This window comes from Desulfobacula sp., assembly GCF_014237455.1.
Lineage (GTDB): Bacteria > Desulfobacterota > Desulfobacteria > Desulfobacterales > Desulfobacteraceae > Desulfobacula.
Genome location: NZ_JABZFL010000111.1, coordinates 1 through 20,741 on the forward strand (window position 1 = coordinate 1; position 20,741 = coordinate 20,741).

19 protein-coding genes and 1 tRNA gene are annotated in these 20,741 nt (G+C 40.7%); 7 read left to right on the top strand and 13 right to left on the bottom strand.

Going from position 1 to position 20,741, the window contains the following annotated elements; translation table 11 throughout:
• Nucleotides 1–407 precede the first annotated feature (407 nt).
• The 7 genes from HGJ91_RS15850 to tatA form a co-directional block, all read right to left on the bottom strand.
• Nucleotides 408–482, bottom strand: a tRNA-Glu gene (locus HGJ91_RS15850).
• A gap of 58 nt (nucleotides 483–540) precedes the next feature.
• The gene (locus HGJ91_RS15855) at nucleotides 541–747 is read right to left on the bottom strand and encodes a PLDc N-terminal domain-containing protein (protein WP_291348817.1); all 207 of its coding nucleotides are present in this window, start codon (nucleotides 745–747) and stop codon (nucleotides 541–543) included.
• Nucleotides 748–761: 14 nt separating this feature from the next.
• Entirely contained in the window at nucleotides 762–1,679 is a 918-nt protein-coding gene (locus HGJ91_RS15860; RefSeq protein ID WP_291348818.1) for a lytic murein transglycosylase, read from the bottom strand.
• Between the two features lie 192 nt (nucleotides 1,680–1,871).
• Nucleotides 1,872–3,284 carry a type I glutamate--ammonia ligase gene (gene glnA, locus HGJ91_RS15865; RefSeq protein WP_291348819.1) on the bottom strand — a complete coding sequence of 471 codons (1,413 nt, stop codon included), beginning with the start codon at nucleotides 3,282–3,284 and terminating at the stop codon, nucleotides 1,872–1,874.
• Nucleotides 3,285–3,320: 36 nt separating this feature from the next.
• Nucleotides 3,321–3,659 (bottom strand): P-II family nitrogen regulator, encoded by a 339-nt coding sequence (locus HGJ91_RS15870; RefSeq protein ID WP_291348820.1) that lies wholly within the window; start codon nucleotides 3,657–3,659, stop codon nucleotides 3,321–3,323.
• On the bottom strand, nucleotides 3,646–6,279 hold the full coding sequence (gene glnD / locus HGJ91_RS15875; RefSeq protein ID WP_291348821.1) for a [protein-PII] uridylyltransferase: 2,634 nt from the start codon (nucleotides 6,277–6,279) through the stop codon (nucleotides 3,646–3,648). The genes HGJ91_RS15870 and glnD overlap by 14 nt, the downstream gene beginning before the upstream one ends.
• A gap of 301 nt (nucleotides 6,280–6,580) precedes the next feature.
• Nucleotides 6,581–6,769, bottom strand: coding sequence for a twin-arginine translocase TatA/TatE family subunit (gene tatA / locus HGJ91_RS15880; RefSeq protein ID WP_291348822.1), 189 nt, complete (start codon nucleotides 6,767–6,769; stop codon nucleotides 6,581–6,583).
• Nucleotides 6,770–6,999: 230 nt separating this feature from the next.
• Between tatA and HGJ91_RS15885 the strand changes: the two genes are divergently transcribed.
• Both HGJ91_RS15885 and HGJ91_RS15890 read left to right on the top strand, forming a co-directional pair.
• Nucleotides 7,000–7,851, top strand: a complete 852-nt coding sequence (locus HGJ91_RS15885) for a MoxR family ATPase (protein WP_291348823.1) — start codon at nucleotides 7,000–7,002, stop codon at nucleotides 7,849–7,851.
• A 14-nt stretch (nucleotides 7,852–7,865) separates the two neighbouring features.
• Entirely contained in the window at nucleotides 7,866–9,059 is a 1,194-nt protein-coding gene (locus tag HGJ91_RS15890) for a hypothetical protein (RefSeq protein ID WP_291348824.1), read from the top strand.
• A 38-nt stretch (nucleotides 9,060–9,097) separates the two neighbouring features.
• On the opposite strand, the gene HGJ91_RS15895 is transcribed toward HGJ91_RS15890, so the two are convergent.
• The gene (locus HGJ91_RS15895) at nucleotides 9,098–9,904 is read right to left on the bottom strand and encodes a TatD family hydrolase (protein WP_291348825.1); all 807 of its coding nucleotides are present in this window, start codon (nucleotides 9,902–9,904) and stop codon (nucleotides 9,098–9,100) included.
• A 205-nt stretch (nucleotides 9,905–10,109) separates the two neighbouring features.
• On the opposite strand from HGJ91_RS15895, the gene HGJ91_RS15900 reads away from it, so the two are divergent.
• The 5 genes from HGJ91_RS15900 to HGJ91_RS15920 are packed head-to-tail and all read left to right on the top strand — an operon-like array spanning nucleotide 10,110 to nucleotide 15,174.
• A complete protein-coding gene (locus HGJ91_RS15900) occupies nucleotides 10,110–10,826 on the top strand; it encodes a cell division ATP-binding protein FtsE (RefSeq protein ID WP_291348826.1) in 717 nt (238 codons plus the stop codon).
• Entirely contained in the window at nucleotides 10,826–11,701 is an 876-nt protein-coding gene (ftsX, locus tag HGJ91_RS15905; RefSeq protein WP_291348827.1) for a permease-like cell division protein FtsX, read from the top strand. Before HGJ91_RS15900 ends, ftsX begins: the two co-directional genes overlap by 1 nt.
• Nucleotides 11,668–12,819 carry a murein hydrolase activator EnvC gene (locus HGJ91_RS15910; protein WP_291348828.1) on the top strand — a complete coding sequence of 384 codons (1,152 nt, stop codon included), beginning with the start codon at nucleotides 11,668–11,670 and terminating at the stop codon, nucleotides 12,817–12,819. The genes ftsX and HGJ91_RS15910 overlap by 34 nt, the downstream gene beginning before the upstream one ends.
• A gap of 2 nt (nucleotides 12,820–12,821) precedes the next feature.
• Nucleotides 12,822–14,156 carry a S41 family peptidase gene (locus tag HGJ91_RS15915; RefSeq protein WP_291348829.1) on the top strand — a complete coding sequence of 445 codons (1,335 nt, stop codon included), beginning with the start codon at nucleotides 12,822–12,824 and terminating at the stop codon, nucleotides 14,154–14,156.
• Nucleotides 14,146–15,174 carry a divergent polysaccharide deacetylase family protein gene (locus HGJ91_RS15920; protein ID WP_291348830.1) on the top strand — a complete coding sequence of 343 codons (1,029 nt, stop codon included), beginning with the start codon at nucleotides 14,146–14,148 and terminating at the stop codon, nucleotides 15,172–15,174. Before HGJ91_RS15915 ends, HGJ91_RS15920 begins: the two co-directional genes overlap by 11 nt.
• 5 nt (nucleotides 15,175–15,179) lie before the next feature.
• Here HGJ91_RS15920 and HGJ91_RS15925 read toward each other — a convergent pair whose 3' ends face one another.
• From HGJ91_RS15925 to ftsH, 5 genes are read right to left on the bottom strand one after another with little or no spacing between them, the layout of a single operon-like run.
• Nucleotides 15,180–16,085, bottom strand: a complete 906-nt coding sequence (locus tag HGJ91_RS15925) for a hypothetical protein (RefSeq protein WP_291348831.1) — start codon at nucleotides 16,083–16,085, stop codon at nucleotides 15,180–15,182.
• Nucleotides 16,086–16,105: 20 nt separating this feature from the next.
• On the bottom strand, nucleotides 16,106–16,882 hold the full coding sequence (locus tag HGJ91_RS15930; RefSeq protein ID WP_291348832.1) for a type III pantothenate kinase: 777 nt from the start codon (nucleotides 16,880–16,882) through the stop codon (nucleotides 16,106–16,108).
• Between the two features lie 11 nt (nucleotides 16,883–16,893).
• Nucleotides 16,894–17,832, bottom strand: a complete 939-nt coding sequence (locus HGJ91_RS15935) for a CdaR family protein (RefSeq protein ID WP_291348833.1) — start codon at nucleotides 17,830–17,832, stop codon at nucleotides 16,894–16,896.
• The gene (gene folP, locus HGJ91_RS15940) at nucleotides 17,825–18,691 is read right to left on the bottom strand and encodes a dihydropteroate synthase (RefSeq protein WP_291348834.1); all 867 of its coding nucleotides are present in this window, start codon (nucleotides 18,689–18,691) and stop codon (nucleotides 17,825–17,827) included. Before folP ends, HGJ91_RS15935 begins: the two co-directional genes overlap by 8 nt.
• A gap of 11 nt (nucleotides 18,692–18,702) precedes the next feature.
• Nucleotides 18,703–20,652 (bottom strand): ATP-dependent zinc metalloprotease FtsH, encoded by a 1,950-nt coding sequence (gene ftsH / locus HGJ91_RS15945; protein WP_291348835.1) that lies wholly within the window; start codon nucleotides 20,650–20,652, stop codon nucleotides 18,703–18,705.
• Between the last annotated feature and the right edge of the window lie 89 nt (nucleotides 20,653–20,741).

Sequence of the window (20,741 nt, forward strand, 5' to 3'; positions counted from 1 at the left end):
CAGTGAATAAAACCAATTCAATGCCGTTGTTAATTAGGCTAACTACCCAAAATAACAAATAATATAATTTTGAAAAAATCCTTAATTTTTTATATTAAGGGTGTTGAATGTGAGTTTGATCATTCTGCACTGGCTATCTTTTTTTTCTCCTGGGAACTATGATGAGGATGAAAGTATGAATTTTCTGGATTTGGTTTTATCAATACCCATTAGAATTGTAAAGTGACTTTCATCCTGCCAGAATGAACATGAAGAATCCTGGATATTTTTTATGGCTTTTGAAGATACGGTTTGAAGGGTTCAAAAGTCTTGAAAACACTCAGTTTTGTGGGGGATACGGTGGGGGATTGCTTTTCTCCAAAATAAAAAAGCTCTCAGAGAATCTCTGAAAGCCTTGGTAATAGTATTGGTGATCCCACGGGGAATCGAACCCCGGTTTCCGGCGTGAGAGGCCAGCGTCCTAACCGCTAGACGATGGGACCTTTAAAAAGTACTTATACTTATATTAAAGTGTGTATGTTGTCAAATAAAATTACCGGCTTATGCAGGCTTGTTTCTTTGTCCTTTTTTGAAACCAAAGATAAGATATATGAGCCAGCCTATGATGGGAATGATGGCAACAAAGTGCCAGATGATTTTGACTTTTATTGACCCGAAATCCTTAAGAATAATGTCGATTAAGGCCAGCATGGTCAGGCCGAAAGATATGGCGGAAATAAGCAGAATATATAAAATGGTTTGATCCATCAGGGATGATTTGTTTATCCTTTTAACTTGTCTGAGATTTTTAACAATATGTCCACATAGTAATTACTGTGGTTATAGCTGAACAATACCTCATGCTGTTTTTGCCTTGCAATCCCGGGTTTCCAGCCATGATGTTTCAAGTAGTTGGCCACGCTGAAAATGGCATCGGCATGGGTAAAAAGATCGATTTTGCCATCGTTGTTTCCATCTTTGGCGAGTTTAAGCGCATTGGAAGGCATGAATTGGGAAATTCCCATGGCGCCTGCATATGAGCCTTTGATGCTTTCGGGCGCAATCTTTTCTTGTTCTGAATATTTGATAAGGGCTTTGAGTTCCTCATATCCCCATTTTGAGCGTTTCTCAACTTTTTTTATAAAGGCCTCTTTTTTGGTTTTTTTCTTGTCAGGAATGGAGTTCCAGATTCTTTCCCTCAAGGGTTCATCTGTCAACGCAGCCATGGTGGAAAGGGTGTTAATAACGGTTCGTTTTCCAAGATATGATCCAAGCCGTGTTTCAACAAGCAAAATAGCGGTGATGATTGTTTTATCAACGCCGTATGCTTTTTGTGCCTGGTCAAGAGTCGTTTTATGAGCGTCTAAATATTTCAACGCCTTTTTAATGGATTTTTTTGATGTAAACTGGTCGTAGTTAAGACTTGATTCCGTATGAACAAAGAACAGGGAGACACCTTCAGGATTGAAAAAAATATTTTTGTTGGAAAATAATTGTTCTATCTTTTCTTTTTCAAATCCATCATGGATAAGCTGCTGGATTAATTTGTCAAACTCATTGCCTTTCTTGGTTTCCTGCCCTGATAAAGGAGAGGATAGGATTAAAAAGGAGATGAAAATAAAAAAAGTGATAAGTTTTGTGTGTAATGATGGCAGCGTGAGTTTCATGGTTTTTTTGCCCGCTCCTTTTTTTCCGATCATATGCCAGACATCGCAAAATTGCAAAAATAATCATACGGGTACAATTTTTTACTTCTTATATCCTATTTTTTTTTGGATTGCACCAAAAAAATATGGCAGGGAAAATAATCAGGAGTTTTTCTATAAAAAACACCCGGTCACTAAAACTTTTAATGACCGGGTGTCGATTTGGTTTAAATCCTTTAAAAAGATTTAAATGTCGTAATAGAGATAGAATTCATGGGGATGAGGACGACTGATAACCGGTTTAACTTCGTTTTCCATTTTATAGTCAATCCAGTATTCAATGACATCTTTGGTAAATACATCACCTTTCAGCAGAAAGTCGTGATCTTCTTTCAGGGCATTCAGTGCTTCTTCCAGGGAACCGGGTGCGGATTCCATTTCAGCAAGCTCTTCCGGTGGAAGATCATAAATGTTTTTATCCATTGGATCGCCCGGATCAATTTTGTTCTGGATACCGTCAATCATGGCCATTGCAATGGCTGAGAAGGCCATATAACCGTTGCATGAGGGATCCGGGGTTCTGAATTCGATCCGTTTGGCTTTGGGAGATCCCGAATACATGGGCAGGCGGATGGCCGCACTTCTGTTTCTGCTGGAATATGCAAGGTTGATCGGCGCTTCAAAACCCGGAACAAGCCGTTTGTAGGAGTTGGTAGTGGGGTTTGTGATGCCACAAAGGGCTTTGCAATGTTTCATGATGCCGCCTATGGCGTAAAGCGCCATATCTGACATGCCGGCATATTTGTTACCTGCAAATAAGGGATTCCCATCTTTCCAGAAACTCATATGGGTATGCATGCCGGTTCCATTGTCACCATACAATGGCTTGGGCATGAATGTTACGGTATGATCATGTTTCGCCGCAACATTTTTAAGGACATATTTGAACCATGCAAGGCTGTCTCCCATGTTTAACAGAGAATCAAATCTAAGATCGATTTCAGACTGACCGGCAGAAGCGACTTCATGATGCTGGCATTCCATGGCAATCCCGAGATCTTCCAGCGTCAGCATCATCTCGGTTCTCATGTCCTGGTACTTGTCAGCAGGAGGAAGAGGAAAATATCCGTGTTTGGCACGGATTTTATATCCAAGGTTGGGCATTTCGTCAGCGCCGGTGTTCCAATGGGCTTCGGGAGAATCAATCTCGAAAAAGGCCGCATTAGGTTCAGACGCATACCGGATGTTGCTGAAGATAAAAAATTCAGGTTCAGGGCCGACATAGATCGTATCACCAAGACCTGTGCTTTTGATGTATTGTTCAACTTTTTTGGCAATACCTCTGGGGTCACGGCTGTAAGCTTCCAGAGTGATGGGCTCATGAATATTACCGATGATGGCAAGGGTCGGAACTTTGAAAAAGGGATCTATTCTAGCAGTTCCGGCCTCAGGGATAACAATCATATCAGAGTTATCAATATTCTGCCATGCCCTCATGCTTGATCCGTCAAATCCAAATCCGTCTTCAAATGCAGACTCTGTGAACTCACAAACAGGGACTGAAAAATGCTGCCATGTACCGATAAAGTCCATGTAGCGGAGATCAACAACCTTGATATTGTTTTCTTTTACCATTGCAATTACTTCTTTGGGTGTCATTATAATTCCTTTCTTATGGGGGTGTACTAAGATATATTAAAGTGCATCTGTCCCTGTCTCACCGGTCCTTACCCGGATGACCTGTTCAACAGGTGACACAAAAATTTTTCCATCTCCGATTTTTCCGCTTTTGGCAGCGTTCCTGACAGTTTCGACAGTTTCGTCTGCTCTATCATCACTGACAACGATTTCAACTTTTATTTTGGGTACAAAGTCCACAACATATTCCGCGCCTCTGTATATTTCCTTATGCCCCTTTTGCCGGCCATACCCGTTAACCTCCGTAACCGTCATTCCATAGATACCGGCCTCGCTTAAGGCCTCTTTTACATCATCCAGTTTGAATGGTTTTAGGATTGCTTCAATTTTTTTCATTATTAACCTCCTTTGAATATATTTGTGGAAGACTTTTTAAAATCGCATTTTTTATCTGCGTTAGGTCTTGTTTAATTTCAATTTTGGCATCATTTTCAAGGCTTCTGACATAAAAAATATCAATTACCTGATCGACTTTTGTGGCAACCATGGCTACATTGACATTTGTATGACTCCGGTACAATGCATTGGTAATGGAAAATAAAAGCCCTGGAAAATCATAGGTAAACACTTCAATGATGGTAAAAAAGCTGGATGTTTCATTGTCGATCCGGATGGTATTAGGTTCGGGAGTTTTGCCGGAGGATACCCTAAGCGTTCGGGGTATTTTATCCAGGGCGTTATCCAGGAAATGGTCGTTGTTAATGGCATGGATCAGATCGTTTTCCACCTTTTTCCATTTTTCTGTTTCAAAAAATTTGTCTTTGGGTGGATTGACCTTGAAAATATCCAGCACATGTTCTTCCCCAAGTGAATAAGCTTGGGAAGCAACAATATCCAGGTTATTCAGAAAGAAAACCCCTGCTATTTTTGAGTAAAATCCAGGTTTGTCTTTTCCGCAAATGGATACGGTACGTATATCTGAGTCATTTTCTTTTGATATTTGCCAGATAAAGTCTTTGGCCTTAAGATTCCTGTAAAGGTTTATATGGTCAACAATGCTTTGTGCGGGAACATAAACCAGGTATCTTCGGGACATTGATTCAAGCAGTTTGTTTATTTCATCCTCGCGCCACCGGTTTTTTAACAGCCTTATAACATCATTTTTCTTTTTGTCGATGAGTTTCTGAGTTTTCTTTGATGCCAGTTCCCCTTTTTTAAGAATTCCCATTGTTTTTAAAAAGAGATCTCTTAAAAGGTTTTGGGTCCATTCGTTCCAGGCCTTGGGTCCTGTTGCCCTGGAATCTGCTACAGTGAGCAGGTAGAGCATTCTTAACAATCTGATTTTTCCAATTTTATTGGCCATGTATACAGCGGTTTCTTCATCGGAGATATCTCTTCTGGTTGCCGTTTTTACAAGAACCAGATGGTTTTCAATTAAAAAAACAGCATCTTCGATTTGTGTTGAATTGAATCCAAATCGTTTCAGAATAGATTTTGCTATTTTAGCACCTGTTTTTGAGTGTTCTTTTGCAGGATTTGATTTGCCGATATCATGGAGCAGGGCCGCAAAAAGTAAGACATTTTTATTCCTCACGTCCTTGAATACGGAATGATAAAGGCTTTCCATGGGTGAGTCTCCGGGTTCTTTGAAATTGTTAATGATCTGAACGCATCGAATGGAGTGTTTGTCCACCGGAAACCGATGATAATGGTTGTACTGAATTTTGTTCACAACAGCAGAAAATTCCGGGATAAATTTTTCCAGGATACCTGTTGCCAGCATAACATTAAGAACATTGAATTCCCAGTAAGACAGGGAAAGGATTTTTTTAAATATTTTAATGCACGCATGGTTTTTTTTGATTTCATCATCCACAAGATGTAAAAATTCACTGACAATTCTTCTGGCTTCAATGGATAAGGGGATTTTTTTTAGTCCGCTCTCAAGAAAAATTTTTAATAAAAGATCCGGTTTCTGCAAGACAGCCACCGTGTTGATAAAATAGAGCCTTCTTTTTTTAATCACTAACCCGTCTGTTTTTGTGGGGCGAGGTCCAGCAGCTCCTTTTTTGATGCGGACACTTCCAAGAATATCTTCAAAAGTGATCTGATTGATTTGTTTTAAAAAATCCATCCGGGTGTGAAGATCACCCAAAAAATGTTCAACGCCTGGCCGCCGATTTTTTGATCGATACCCTAAAATAGCAGCCAGTTCTATCTGGTATTCAAAATGAAGCGTGTCGCATTTTCTTTTTGTGATATGATGCAGAAAATTTCTGATTTTCCAAATATCATTCAAGGACTCTTCCATGGATAAATATTCGAAATGTGATAAGAATCCATAGTATTCCAGATCCCTTCTTGTTTTGACGTTGGATTTTATTTTTGCATACCATAAAAGCGTATGGTAATCCCTAAGACCCCCGAATCCGGATTTTATGTCCGGGGCGATCAAATAGGTCGAGTCACCAAAGTCAAAATGTCTTTTTTCACCATGCTCGAACAGATAGTTGAGTGTGTCTTTCAAGTGTTTAGCAGACAAATCCGATCTGAATTTTTCCATAAAGGATGTGTAAATCAATGATGCACCGCAAATAAATCTGGCATCCAGTATGGTGGTCAAAATATCAAACCGTTCAAAGGCCATCTCAAGACATTCGTTGATATTTCTAACCGCATATCCGACTTCAAACCGGGCATCCCACAGGGGGTAAAAAAGTTCCTGTACAAAAGCTTCAACTTCGGGAGGGACGCTTTTTTCAAACAGAATTAAAAGATCAATATCAGAATGAATACACTGCTCTTTTCTGCCATACCCTCCCAGGGCGATGATGGCAAATGGGGTTCCGGCAATAGTCATTTTTCTTGCAGCACTGCTTTTTTCAAACACTGAAAAAAGATATTCATCTATAACAGATGTATGTTTTTCAAGAAACTCAGGTTCATTCCCGCAAAGAAATTGTTCTATCAATGTTTCTCTGTTTTTGATTAATATGTTTGTGTTTGTTTTATCCATATCTGCTTTACCTATATTTGTTTAACATAAGCAATGGCCGTGCCAGAGCAGGCCTGGCACGGCATTCATTAAAAGGCATTAAAATATAAGCGGAAAATTATCGCGTACAAAAAGATTTATCACAAAAATGTTATAAATACTATGAAATAAATTTCATTTTTGCAATTTAATAAATGGACGCCAAGATTATGGAAAGCCTGAGTCAAAAAATTATAAAGGGAAAATATAATAAGGAAGCGTTGTTACAGCCCCGCTTTTATCCAAAGGCGGCTGCAGTAAATGATATAATAATTGCTTTTTTTCAGTCTTTTTCGATTTTTTCCGGCTCATCTTTTTCGTCTTCAATTTTAGGCTCTTTGGTTCCTTTTTTGAAGTTCCTTATTCCTTTGCCGAGGCCGGCCCCGATTTCAGGAAGTTTTCCTGCGCCGAATATAATAAGGATAATTACAAGAATGATTATCAGTTCCGGCATTCCTAACCCACCAATCATAGCACACTCCTAATTTGCATCATACTATTGTTAAATTAAAATTATTAACACCAAGTTATTAAAATGTCAATCTTTTAGAATTTCCCCAAAAGCAATTAGAGTTACATTTTTGTAATATATTTTCACGCAGACGCTTTTTAAAAAAAACTTGTTAAAAGCTATTTTGTGATTATTATTAACATCGAAAATTTATGTAAAACTTAAACGGAAACCATATATGGAGATGCTGTATGTATCAGGAATCGAATAATGAATTTCAGGGTGCAAAAAAATATGTCCTGGATCAGGAACTTGCCTCAATCGTTAATATATCAATGAAACTTGAGATGCCGCTGCTTCTCAAAGGAGAGCCGGGAACCGGGAAAACTATGCTGGCCCATGCCATTGTAGAAAATCTGAATATGCCTTTAATCGTCCTTAATGTTAAATCCAGTATGAAACTGATTGAGGCATTATATCAATATGATACCCTGACCCGTTTAAATGATTCCAGGTTCGGGGATTCCAAAAGGGATGTCAGCAATATTGATGAGTATATTAAAATGGGAAAGATCGGCCAGGCTTTTTGTTCAGACAAAAGAACCGTGCTGTTGATTGATGAAATTGATAAGGCAGATACAGATTTTCAGGATGATATGCTGGATGTTCTTGACCAGATGCAGTTTGATATCATTGAAACTGATCAAACCATAAAAGCCAGATACAGGCCGGTTATCATTATTACATCCAATGCAAAAAAAGATCTTTCCGATCCTTTTTTAGGCAGATGTAATTTTCATCATATTGCCTTTCCTGATCCCAAAATGATGAGAAAGATTATCAGCGTTCATTTTGAAGATATTGATTCAACGCTTGCCAAGAATGCCATTGACGCATTCTACAGCATGCGGGAGATAGATTCCATTGAGAAAAAACCGGCTACAAGGGAATTGATCAACTGGATCAGGGCATTGAATGCAGATCCTGATTTCAGGGCAAAAGACCTTGTTAAAGGGAAGCTTCCGTTTCTAGGGGTCCTGTTTAAAAAGAGCCCTGACTATGAAAGAGCAGCAAATATAGCGTCAAGAAGACGAATGTTTTAATTGTTGGTGAATAGATGTTTGTAAAATTTTTCTATACTTTAAAAGAGATCGGGATACCGGTATCTCCCACATCTTTTCTCACGTTGCAAAAGGCGTTGCACCAGGGGATCATTAACAACCTGGATGATTTTTATACCTGTGCCAGAGCCATCCTTGTCAAAAGCGAGAGGTATTTTGATCTGTATGATCAGGTATTTGTCCACCATTTTGAAGGGGTGCCGTTGCCTGAAAATGACGGGTTTGAAGTTGATGAAATTGCCCGGGGCATGCTGGACGAATGGCTTAAAAATCCTAAAAATGTGGCGGATGCATTGGGGGTTGATGAAGAAAAGCTCAAGAATATGTCGCCGGAAGAATTGATTGAATATTTCAAAGAGCGGCTGAAAGACCAGGACGGAGAACATCATGGTGGCTATAAATGGATTGGTACAGGCGGATATTCACCGGTTGGACATTCCGGCCACCATCCCGGCGGTATGCGGGTTGGAGGAGAATCCAGAAACAAATCTGCGGTAAAAGTTGCCAATGAGCGCCGATATAAAGATTATTCAACATCAGGGCCTTTAACTCAGGCACAACTCGGTGAGGCGCTCAAACGCTTGAGGAACATGATCCCATCAGGGCCTAAGGATATGATTAATATTGATGAAACCATCAAGGAGACCCTGAGAAATGCCGGTGAAATTGAGCTTATGTTTGACAGGACATTAAAGGACAGGCTCAAGATTATCCTGGTCATTGACAATGGCGGCTGGTCAATGGATCCTTATATCCAGGCGGTTCAAACCCTTTTTGATTACGCACGATCTCAGTTCAAGGAAGTCAAAACCTATTTTTTCCATAACACGATCTATGATTATCTTTGGGAAGACCCGGCCAGGTACAAGAAACCCAAGAATATTATTGAATTTTCACGGCTTGATCCTGATACAAGGCTGATTGTTGTCGGGGATGCCAGCATGGCGCCCTATGAACTCATGGCCCATGACGGCTCCATCCATATCTCGGAAAGAAGTGGGCGACCCAGCATAGATCAGCTCAATTTTTTGACCAAAACCTTTTCACATTCTGTCTGGCTGAACCCGGTTTCAGAAACCATGTGGGGATATACGCACACCATTATAGCCATCTCAAAAATTTTTCCCATGTATGAATTATCCCTGGACGGGCTTGAAAAAGCAGTGATGAAGCTTATGAGCAAGACATGAGCAATAAGTATTGAGAGTGTTCATCAGGATAGTTTGTTTTATGCCTCATGATTTTCATATTGAAAATCAACATTATAAAGTGTCCTGGTGTTATTAAATATGGTTTGTGACAGTTTGTCCGGATCAGTATTCCTAATCTCGGCAAGTCTTAACAGGACTGATTTTACAAAGACCGGTTCATTGCGCCGGGTTTTATTCTTTTGAGGGGCCGGTGTAAGATAGGGGGCATCTGTTTCAATGAGTATCCGGTCTTCAGGAATCATCGGTGCAATACTTCTTAAATATGCCCCCCGTTCTTTCAGGGTCAATATTCCTGTAATTCCAATATAATATCCAAGATCAAGATACTTGAACATTTCTTCTCTGGTGCCTGAAAAACAATGAACAACGCCTTTGCGGCTTTCAGGGCCTTCGGATTTCAATATATCATAAAATCTTCCCTTTGAATCGCGTTCATGGAAAATCAATGGCAGGTCAAGTGCGCCTGCAATCTCAAGCTGGGTTATAAAACAGTCTTCCTGATCTTTAACCGGTGAAAACATCCGGTTGTAATCAAGGCCGGTCTCCCCCCATGCCTTAACACAGGAATTTTTTTTGGCCAGACGGATCAAAGTGTCGATATTTTTTTTTGAGCAATCTTTTGCATCGTGGGGATGGATACCAACGGATGTAATGATGTTTTTATAAGTATTAGCTATTTTAATAGCTTTTAAAGATGTATTGATATCAATACCGACAATCATGATGCCGTGGACATTTTCATTTTCTGCCCGGTCAATAACATCTTGAAGGTCTTTGTCATAGCATTTGTCATCAATATGAGAATGGGAATCAAATAATATCATTCTTGTTTTTTACCTTATTTTAATCGGTTACGCTTTTACTTAAATAGTTTAAGCCTTCACTGAGTGGAAGAAGCCGTTTTACGGTAACAGTGAAGGCTTAATGTAAGGAAAACTGTTCCGCAGCACTCCTTGACACAGGCAATTTATAACAGTAAATTCAGTTTCAGTCAATTAAGGATGATGCAGGGAATCTGATTGTTAAGATATGAACGATAAGACTAATAAAAATTCAATTATCCGGCTGTTTAATGTCAGTAAGAGATTTGGAGGGAAGCTTGCCTTAAAGGATATCACCCTTGATATCGAGCAGGGCGAGCTTATTTTTATTTCAGGTCCTTCAGGGGCAGGAAAGTCAACCCTGCTTAAAATATTGTATCTTGCCCAAAAGGCCTCTGAAGGGCAAATCCTGATTGACGGTATGAACCTTGCCAGAATTTCTTCTTCAAAGCTTCCTTTTTTACGGCGGCGGTTTGGGATGATATTCCAGGATTTTAAATTGATTCCCAACCGGACGGTTTTTGAAAATGTAGCCCTTGTTTTGGAAGCTGCCGGGGAAAAACCCTCTTTCATCAGAAAAAAAGTGATGCAGGTGTTAAGAACCACTGGAATGGAGAAAAAATTTAACACTTTGCCGCCAACACTTTCAGGAGGTGAGCAGCAGCGGGTTGCAGTGGCCAGAGCGGTTGTCGGGGAACCTTCCGTTGTTTTTGCGGATGAACCTACGGGCAGTCTGGACTCGAAATCTGCCCAGGCGATTCTTGATTTCTTAATGGGATACCATAAAAAAGGAGCGACTGTATTGATTGTCAGTCATAATCTGCATCTTCTGGAAAGGACTGTGAGTGGCAGAAATATTGAGATCAGTGAAGGTAGAATAAAACGGATTGCAACTATTTTCCAGGACAAAGAGAGAAAACAATAATGGCTCATTTTGTAAAAAAAGTCTTGACGGATATTCGTTCAAACCGGTTTTTGAATTTAATTACGATTATAACGATTTCTCTTTCAATTCTGGTTGTTAGCGTGTTTTTACTTTTTTTTGAGAATGCCAGCAGGGTGATTGAATCATGGAATCAGGGCGGGCGGGCCATGATTTATCTTAACAAAGAATTCAGCCTGGATATGTTGCCCAAATTAAAAGTAAAGATCAAAACACTGGGTGATATTGATGAGATAGTTTATATTTCAAAGGCCCAGGCCCTTGATAAACTCAAAAAAAATATGTCATCCCAAAGCGCCTTTTTAAAGACGTTAAAAGAAAATCCTCTGCCGGATGCTTTGGAAATCAGGATGAGGTCCTATAATAGTTTTGAGGAAGTCCAAAAGTTTGCCCAAAGTATAAAGGCCCTTGAAATCGTTGAAGATGTTGAATATGGTCAGGGTTGGCTGGGCAGGTTTTTACAAATTTTTAATCTGTTCAAGATTACTGGGTATGCCATGTGCACCCTCTTTTTTTTAATTGCATTGTTTATTACGGCAAATACTGTGCGGCTGGCGTTTTACTCCCGCAAACTTGAAATTGAAATTATGCGCCTTGTGGGTGCTACTGAAACATTTATTAAAACCCCTTTTTATATAGAAGGTCTTCTTCAAGGATTTTTGGGAGGCACTCTAGGTCTGATCATCCTTTTGATCACATATTTGATGATTTCATCGGGAATGACACAAAGTCTCGCTTCCTACATGTATTTTGATGTCAGGTTTCTGTCTGTTAAAACGATAGTGTTAATTATTGTTGGATCCACATTTTTAGGTTGGTTTGGATGCTATCTATCCTTAAAACAAATATTAAAATAGTTTTTTTTATCGGGTGTATTATCCTGTCGTTATTAAGTGCCGGGTTTGCCGATCAGAACAAGCTTCTTGATATCCATACCAGGATTCAAACTCAGGAGAAAATGGTAGAAACATTTTCTCAAAAAGAGGTTGAAATCATTGAAAGGCTAAATGAAATCGATTACGCTTTGAATAAAGCTCGTATAAAAGTCCTGGCACTGCCAAAAGAGATCATGCGGTTGGAAGGGAGAATAGAGTCGCTCGACCGGGACAGGAAGCAATTGTCCAAAGAAATTGCCCTAAACCGTGAATATACGGGGAAAAGGCTCAGGGCGCTTTATAAAATGAATATGATTGGCAGACTGGATGTCGCAGGGCTGCCACCGTCTGTCTTTGATTTTTTTCTCCAGCAAAATTCACTGAAGCGGATCATCACATCTGATTTTCATATCCTTGAGAAACAGAAGTTTGATTTTGAAAAGTTTGAAATCCTGGAACAGGCGTTGCAAAAAGAGATTCAGGCAAAAGCAAAACTTGAAACAAAATTCAATAATCAAATAGGGATCCATAAAAAAGAGACTCTGAAAAAGACGTGGATTTTAAAAGAAATTCGTCAAAAAAAGAAATTATCCCTTGCTGTGGTTGAGTCCTTAAAACATGCAGCACTTCAATTGGATAAACAGATCAGCAGTCTGCAAAAGGGTGGGACGTCCGGGTTAAAAGATTTTTCTTTTTCAAGTTATCAGGGGCGGTTGCTGGTTCCGGTAAAGGGTAAAATTATTTCAAAATACGGACCTTCAAGGACGGGTGATTACAAATCCTTCACTTTTCAAAAAGGAATTGATATAAAGGTGGAAAGGGGTGAGCCTGTAAAATCCGTGTTCAAGGGTAAGGTCATGTTTGCCCAATGGCTGAAAGGTTACGGGAATTTATTGATTATCAATCATGGAGACAACTACTATACACTGTATGCTCATGTTGAAGAAATTTTTAAACAAAAAGGGGAAAGTGTTGAAACCGGTGAAGTTATTGCGACTGCAGGTGATACCGGATCAATTAAAGGGACGTGTCTGCATTTTGAGGTCAGGCATCGCGGCAAACCTGTAAATCCTATGAAGTGGTTAAGAAAAGGAGCATAAAGATGGAAAAGGGATCTTATAACTTATTTAGTCTCAGGTTTTTCGTTGTGATGGCTGTGTGTGTATTTATATCTATAGCCGGGTTTAAAAGTACGTTACAGGCTGATGATAATACGTATAAGTCATTAAAGCTGTTTGCAGATGTTTTGGAAGAGTTGGAGAAAAACTATGTGGATGATGTCGACAGTGAGGAATTGATCCATAATGCCATTAAAGGCATGGTGGGAAATCTTGATCCGCATTCAAGCTTTATGCCTCCTGAGGCCTTTGATGAACTCCAGGATGATACAAAAGGAGAATTTTCCGGTATTGGTATTGTGATCACCATGAAAGATGCAATTTTAACAGTGGTATCACCTATTGAAGGAACACCGGCATATAAAGCCGGTATTCAGGCCGGGGATATCATCATCCGAATTGATGATAAGTCAACAAAAGATATGGCCCTTTGGGAAGCCGTTAACATGATGCGGGGCCCCAGACATAAAATTGTATTGATCACTGTTATCCGGGAAGATGAACCGGAATCCATTGAATTTTCCCTTAAGCGGGATATGATTCCCATGGAAAGTGTCAGAAGTGCGATGCTGGAACCGGGATATGGATACCTGCGTATTACCAATTTCAGAATGAGCACCTTTGATGACATAAAAAAACATTTAGAGAAACTGGAGTCGAAAAACAACGGATTAAATGGTCTTATCATGGATTTAAGGGATAATCCGGGCGGTCTTCTGGCTCAGGCGGTTAAAATATCCGATCTTTTCCTTGCTCAGGGTAATATTGTCTCTATTAAAGGAAGGCAGGAGAGAAATACACAGGTGTTTAAAGCATACCCAGACGATGAAGATCGTAATTATCCTGTTGTAGTTCTGATCAACGGCGGGTCAGCTTCCGCTTCTGAAATTGTGGCCGGTGCATTGCAGGACCACTCAAGGGCATTGATTTTAGGGACACCCTCTTTTGGGAAAGGGTCTGTGCAGACGGTTCGGCCTTTAAAGGAAGGATTTGGAATTAAATACACCATTGCAAGATATTATACCCCTAAGGAGAGGTCCATACAGGCCAAAGGTATTGAGCCTGATATAGAAGTGGAATACGAGATTCTTGAAAAAAAAGAAAAAAAGATATCCACATTTGACAGAATGATAAGAGAGAAAGATTTAAGAAATAGTTTAAAACCTGAAAAAACAGAGCAACCGGAAAAAATTAAAAAACAATCTAAGAAACATCAAAGACTTCTTGATACGGACCAGCTTCAACATGATGCACAAGTTAAAAGAGCCCTCGATATTTTGATAAGCTATGGAGTATTCAGCAAACTAAATGGCAGCTAAAAAAAAGGTTAAAAAAAAGGCAGTATCAAGAAGACAGACAAACCGCCGGAAAAGCCGAAAATCCAGTTTTTTCAATGAATTCAAAAAAAATCTTGTGGGAATTATCATTCTAATTTCGGTATGCTTAATCGTGGCGATGATAGCAGATTTTTCCTTTCAGCCCGGACATATTGAGAAAAAGAGAGAGGTGGTTACAAAGCCGTCGGATAAATCCAAAATTAAGGAAGTAAAGGCTAAAAAGGCGGTAACGGGATTGAAAGAAAAATCAGATAACCCTATAAGATATGAAGTGTTTGAGGATGTTGATCACACAGCCGTAGAAAAGTCGCTGCCACCCAGCAAAGATCATATGCCCCAAATTGCCATTATTATTGATGATATCGGATATGATAAGAAAATAGCGCTGGCATTATGTAGTTTAAATTCAAATATTACCTTTTCAGTATTACCCTTTGCACCATTCGGAAAGTATATTTCTGGGAAATTGCATGCAAAGGGCTCACAATTAATGCTTCATCTGCCCATGGAGCCTGTTGAATATCCTGATATTAATCCCGGCCCCGGTGCAATTTTGTCCGGCATGTCTCCTGATGTTCTTATAGATCAGCTAAGAAAAAATATTAGGGATATTCCCTATATTGTCGGAGTGAACAACCATATGGGATCAAAGGTGACCTCCCATTCAGACCAGATGAACCAGATTTTTTCCATTTTGAAAAAAGAAAATTTATTCTTTGTAGACTCAAGGACTGCACCGAAATCCCAGTGCAAATCATCTGCAAGATTATTGAAACTTAAATTTGCCCAGAGAGATGTCTTTTTGGATAATTTCCAGGACACAGAGTATATCACAGGACAGCTTAGAGAGTTGATTGACCTGGCAAAGAAACATGGATCAGCCATTGGTATCGGTCATCCATACGAAGCCACTCTGCAAACCCTTTCAAAGGAATTGCCCAAGCTGAAAAATAAGGTGGAGATTGTTCGTGCCAGTGCACTGACAGCCATTCCCGGATAATTTATTTATACTCCAACCGGTTTCCAAACACCTTTATCGCACCAGATTCTTGAAAATTGTGAACCTGGTGGAAGTACTTTTTTGGAAAAATCTGAGGTGTCAATATCACAATCTTTATCGCACATGGAATCCCAGGGCTCTAAAATCACAGGCCCGTTTGAAGATGGAACAAGACGCGGGGAAATAGGATCTCCCCAGGAACGGGTTTGAGTCTCGCGTTTAAGGTCATTCAGATGGTTGAATTTTAACAGCTGGGTCAGCGTCACGACAGCGGGAGGGCTCAAAGGGATCTTGGCTTCAAGATTTTGTTCAAGGGCATTTTGAGGGGTAAGCCAGATCCCGTGTTTGGTTTCCATATTGTCGGGTACACAGGTTTGATTTTCCGGCATGAAAACAAGAAAGAATCGGGTATCAAATCTTTTTTTCATTAATTTTGGCGTAATCCAGTGGGACCACCTCCCAAGGCTTGAGAACGACAAGGTCCAGTTTTGGCTCCTCATTTTTGTTCTGAACCAGGATTTTGGAAGATTCCTATTTAATCGATATGTGCAGATATCATCAATATCTTTTTGGGTTTTCCCCTTACCGGATGCAATAAAAACGCCTGCTTCTTCAAGGGTTTCCCGGATAGCAGCAATGCTGAATCCAAGGGCATCTTCGGTTGAAAATGTATTTGCGCCAAGCTGTTTTCCGATTTGATCCGGAAGCATATCAATGTGGGGCGCCCAATGGTCAAACCCCAGGTCTTCCGGGTCTACCACTCCTCCGGGAAAAACATATAACCCGCCCATGAATCCGGATTTTGTACTTCTTCTTAAAAGATAGATTTCAAGTGCTTTGTTTTTTTCTCTTACAAGGATTACCGTTGAGGCTTCTCTTAATGGCGGAGAAGTGTTTTTTTTATCAGTCATATCATTATTTTTATTCCGTGTTACCGGTTTCCAACTTCATTACTGATGATCTTTAAACCATCAAGGGTCAGGGTTTGCTCTACTTTTTCAATGGTTTTGGATATTTCGGATATTAATGGTGCCAGGCCACCCGTGGCAAGGATTCGGGGTGAAGTGCCCATCTCTTTTGTCATCCTTTCCACCATTCCGTCCACCATGGCAGCATTTCCATGAATAATGCCGGCTTTAATGCTTTCAATGGTATCTTTACCGATGACCCTTTCAGGCGCTATAAATATTTCTACCCTTGGCAGTCTGGAGGCCTTTTGAAAAAGAGCTTCGGAAGAGATCATGATACCCGGCACAATGGCACCGCCCAGATATTCTCCCTTTTCGGAGATAGCATCAAAGGTTGTCGCAGTTCCAAAATCAATAATGATAAGAGATGTTTTATACTTATCGTAAGCAGCCACAGCATTGACGATTCTGTCAGCCCCTACTTCATTTGGGTTATTATAGAGAATCGGCATCAGTTTTTTAACAGAGTCCGAATTTATCCATAAGGGTGTTAAGTCCAGATACTTTTCGCAGAATGCATTCAGGATAGGGACCGATGAAGGAACAACCGAGGAAATAACGGTCCTATCAATATTTTTACGATTAATGCCTTTGTCTGAGAAAAGTGCATTGGCAAGTACATTGAATTCATCAGCAGTTGAGTTCCTGGTTGTCCTGATCCTCCAGTCATGTTTGAGTGTATCGCCGTCATAGACACCGATAACGGTATTTGTGTTTCCCACGTCAATCACAAGAAGCATAAGTTTCTCCTTTATTCTATTTTTATAGTAAACACTTGTGGGGCAGCCTCTGTTATTATCAGATCCACTGGTACGTTAATATATGCGTGCCTGGCATATATGCCGGGCCTAAGCCCTTTCAGATCAATAAATGAATAGATTTGATTCGTAATTTCCTTATTGCCTAATGTCTCAAAGGGGCCTTTAATCCGGATCGTTATTTCAGAGGGCTCAATATTGACCGCAGATGTACAATTCCATATCTGGATGGGAATATTTTCAATTGTTTTTGATACCAGCTGCTGTTGAATCGGAACGGTTGCAATAATGATGTGATCTGATGAGGAAGTGATAGATGGGTTGTCCAGATCCAGAGGAATCTTTTTTTTAAAATTCTCGTTGATATTTGTGAGATCAATGGGCTTTGTCTTTAATTCCTTGATGGAGTGAATCAAGGGAGCAGCGCCAGTCAATTCAACACTGGCAGGGTCTGTGGCAGCTTCCAGTGCAATATATCCCTTGGCAGGTTTCCCTGTATAGGGAACCGATACTTTAAAGATTTTTTTTACCTTTTTTTCAAGTTGAACGCTTAGATAAGAGGGATTAATACTCAGGATTTTTATGGCAGGGTCCATGGGAATTCGTTTTTCCTCCACAGGGATCAAATATGTACCCGGTTCAATGGAGTCGGAAGCACCTGCAGGATCGAACTCAAGATCAGTATAGAGATCTACAGGATAGTGAATATTTTCCTTGTTGATGAATTCCATCAATCTGGGGTCAGTCTGGATTCGGATTTCAATTTTATCCGTATGGAAGTAGGTCAAAACCATATTTTCCGGTACATTGGAAAAGTCCACAGGAAGTAGAAGATCCGTCTCAACCGGTTCTGTGGTACAGCTGTAAAAACAAAAAGGAATAAGGATCAACAAAAGAATTAAGGCATTGCAATAGAGCTTAAGCTTATGCATTCCTGATCGAATCTATGATAAGGGTAGCGGATTTGACTTTTTCAACGTCATGAACTCTGACAATATGGGCACCCTTCAGGATAGAGGCTGCAACAGCTGCCAAAGAGCCGTCTTCTGCCTTTATATTATCGGGTCCAACCGGGGTTTTATTGTTTTTACTAAGGATATTCTGAATAAATGACTTCCGCGATGGTCCTATGAGAACAGGGAATCCAAGTGCGGTAATTTTTTCAAGATGATTGATGAGGACCAGGTTGTGTTCAACGGTTTTGCCGAAACCGATTCCAGGATCAAGAATGATATTATTTTTTTGTATCCCTTTTTTCATGGCATATGCTGCCCTTGACTCAAGATAGTTTGTGATTTCAAGCATCAAATCATCATAACCGGGGTTCACCTGCATGGTCTCAGGGGTTCCCTTCATGTGCATCAGCACCACAGGAACATCCCTCTGGGCGGCGAGGTCAGCCATGGCAGGATCTTTTTCAAAAGCGGATATATCATTGATGATGACAGCGCCTGCATTAAGCGCCTCTTTTGCAACAACGGATTTCACCGTATCAATGGAAATGGGTACATCAATTTGGTTTGACAGGTTTTCAATAATGGGTATGATCCGGTCAAGCTCTTCCTGTTCCGAGACCTGTGTTGCAAAGGGCCTTGTTGATTCACCGCCGATATCAAGGATATGCGCTCCGTCATCCACCAAGCGTATGCCCTGGCTTACCGCTGTTTCAAAGGTGTTGAATTTCCCGCCGTCGGAAAAGGAATCCGGCGTTACATTTAAAATTCCCATAATGCAAGTTTGAGGGCCTAACTCAAGGTGGAATCTGTCAAATTCAAGTGTGAATGGCCGCATAAAATATCCTTCTACTCAGGGTCCGGTGTTTTAGTATCATCCGAAGTCTGGTCATCCGTATCCGGAGTGGGAGTGTCTTGATTGTCGGGTTTCTTTTGATCTTCGGGTTCAGCAGGCTGTTTCGGCTGTGTATATACGTTCTTTTTACCGAAAAAATCAAAATCAGGTCGCAGGGTTGCAATCAGGTCATCGAGTTCCGGTCCCAGAATCGTCTCTTTTTCAATGAGCAGATCGGTTAATGTGTGAAGGATATCAATATTTTCTTCAAGGCACTTTTTAGCGGTCTGGTATGCCCGGTCAATGATCAAAGCAACCTCAGCATCAATTTTTCTGGCGGTTTCTTCTGAATAGGCTTTGGCCTGGGTCATTTCACGACCGATAAAAATATTATCCTCATGATTTTCATAGGAAAGGGGTGGCAGGTTATCGCTCATGCCGAAAGTTCTGATCATGCTGTTGGCAAGCTTGGTGGCCTGTTTGATGTCATTGGATGCACCCGTACTGATTCTTTTGAAAATGAGCTCTTCAGCTACACGGCCGCCAAAGGCAATGGCAAGTTCATTTTCAAGCTGATCTTTATATTTAAAATCCCCTTCTTCGGGAAGAAACCATGTGACACCGGCAGCCCTGCCCCTGGGAATAATGGTGATTTTATTAACAGCATCCGTGTACGGCAGAAATCTTGCCACAAGCGCATGACCGCCTTCATGATAGGCAGTTGTTTTTTTGTCTTCTTCTTTTATGACCTTGGATTTTCTTTCAAGTCCCATGTAAACCTTGTCTTTTGAATCTTCAAAATCTTTCATGGTTATTTTTTCATGGCCGCGTTTGGCAGCCAGGAGCGCTGCTTCATTCACAAGGTTTTCAAGGTCTGCGCCGCTGAATCCAGGTGTTCCTCTGGCAAGTATCACGGGATCCACATCATTGGCCAGGGGCGTTTTTTCCATGTGAACCCTTAAAATACCTTCACGTCCTTTGATATCAGGCATATCCACCACGACCTGACGGTCAAACCGTCCCGGCCGAAGCAAGGCAGGATCAAGAACATCGGGCCTGTTGGTGGCTGCCATGAGGATAACGCCCTCATTGGATTCAAAACCGTCCATTTCAACAAGAAGCTGGTTCAAGGTCTGTTCTCTTTCATCATGTCCTCCGCCTAAACCTGCACCTCTCTGCCGTCCCACGGCATCAATCTCATCAATAAATATAATACAGGGAGCATTTTTTTTGCCCTGGGCAAAAAGATCCCTTACCCTTGAAGCACCGACACCCACAAACATTTCAACAAAATCAGACCCGCTGATGGTAAAAAACGGTACATCAGCCTCCCCGGCAACGGCTCTTGACAAGAGTGTCTTTCCGGTTCCGGGATTTCCCACCAACAACACACCTTTGGGGATACGTCCCCCAAGCCGGGTATATTTTTCAGGGTTTTTTAAAAAATCCACCACCTCAGCCAATTCTTCTTTGGCTTCATCAATTCCCTGGACATTGGCAAATGTGACTTTTTCCTTTTTGTTATCCAAAAGCCTTGCTCGACTTTTCCCGAAAGACATGGCTTTGCCTCCACCGGCACCCCCCTGCATCTGGCGCATAAAAAATATCCACACACCGATGAGGACAATCATGGGCAGCCAGGATACGATGATGGACATAAACCAGGAGTTTTCAGAAGGGGGTTTGGCTTTTATAGCAACATCGTTGGAACGCAGAAAAGTGATCAGTTCTCCGTCCTCCGGTGCAAAACTTTTATATCTGGAGCCTCGTTCGTCGGTTAAATACAGGTCCTGGCCCTGGATCACCACACTCTTAACACGTCCGTCTTCAACCATTGCAAGAAATTCCGAATATCCGACATCTACCTGCCCCCCGACCTGTTGCTGATTGAAGATATTGTAGAGCATTATCATCATCAGAACGATTACCAGCCACAGGGAAATATTTTTATAAAATTGGTTCAAGGTTTTTCCTTTCTTTATTCTTATTCAAAAACTACCTAATATATAAACATGAAATTTGAATATACAAGAAAAAGTTTTAGCTTTCTTTG